Source organism: Siphonobacter sp. BAB-5385 (genome assembly GCF_002261125.1).
In the GTDB taxonomy this organism is placed as follows: domain Bacteria; phylum Bacteroidota; class Bacteroidia; order Cytophagales; family Spirosomataceae; genus Siphonobacter.
This window is the reverse complement of sequence record NZ_NMPS01000230.1, coordinates 1-926: the sequence shown is the minus strand read 5'-3', so window position 1 is coordinate 926 and position 926 is coordinate 1. Positions and strand designations below refer to the sequence as shown.

1 protein-coding gene is annotated in these 926 nt (G+C 53.0%); it reads left to right on the top strand.

The features are described from left to right. Positions 1-926: hypothetical protein (locus BWI93_RS27975; protein ID WP_217902343.1), on the top strand; the 926-nt coding region annotated here is incomplete at both ends.

Genomic DNA, 926 nt, shown 5'->3' with positions numbered 1-926 from the left:
ACGTTCATAGCCTCCAAGCTAGGTAAGAACCTGTTTAATAAGATAACGGCGAAGGATAGTTCGTACCTGAATAAAGCCGGGGTTTTGGTCAACACCAACCCTGGCTATAGTCTCTCGGATTTCATTGAAGTTGAGCCGAATCAATCCTATTTTGGCAAGGGTACGGATTCGCGGGGAATGCGGTTTACCACGTTTTTCAATGCTGCCAAAACGGTCATCGCAGGCGGTTCTGATGACTTTACCACGTCAGTCGTCGCTACTTCCAGCACTCGGTACGTACGGGTTTCGATCCTATCTACGGATAAGAATACCTTCCAGCTCGAAAGAGGTACTTCTGCAACCCCCTACGCGGATTATGCGGTTTCTCAGGTTCTGACGGGCGTTCTCATTGACAGCACGGCCATCCGCCCGGCTACGATCACAGCCACCCGAATCGCCGACCGGGCGATCACCCCCGCCAAGCTGGCTAGTCGCTCCATTACAGCTGGCCAGATTGCACCCCGCACGATTACCACCACGGAGGTAAACTTCGTTCAGGAGTCGAAGAATCTCTTCAATAAAAAGATTAAGGAAGTCGGGTACTTTCTGAATGAAAACGGGGTTAAAAACGCCAATGCGACCTATACCCTCACGGATTACATTCCGGTGACAGCGGGCCAGCCCTATTTTGGCAAGGGCAGCAGCACGACCGGGATGCGGTTCGTTTCCCACTATGGGTCACCTACTGAAGCTGGATTCATTCGGGGTGGTTCGACAACGCCTACCCAGACGTTCACGCCGCCCGATGGCGTAAACTACGTCCGCCTGACGATCATGACTGCGGATACGGCCACCTTCCAGTTAGAGGCCGGGACTTCTGCAACCCCCTATACAGAGTATGGCGGCGTTTTAAGGGGCGTAAAGGTAGACAGCACGGGCATTATCGA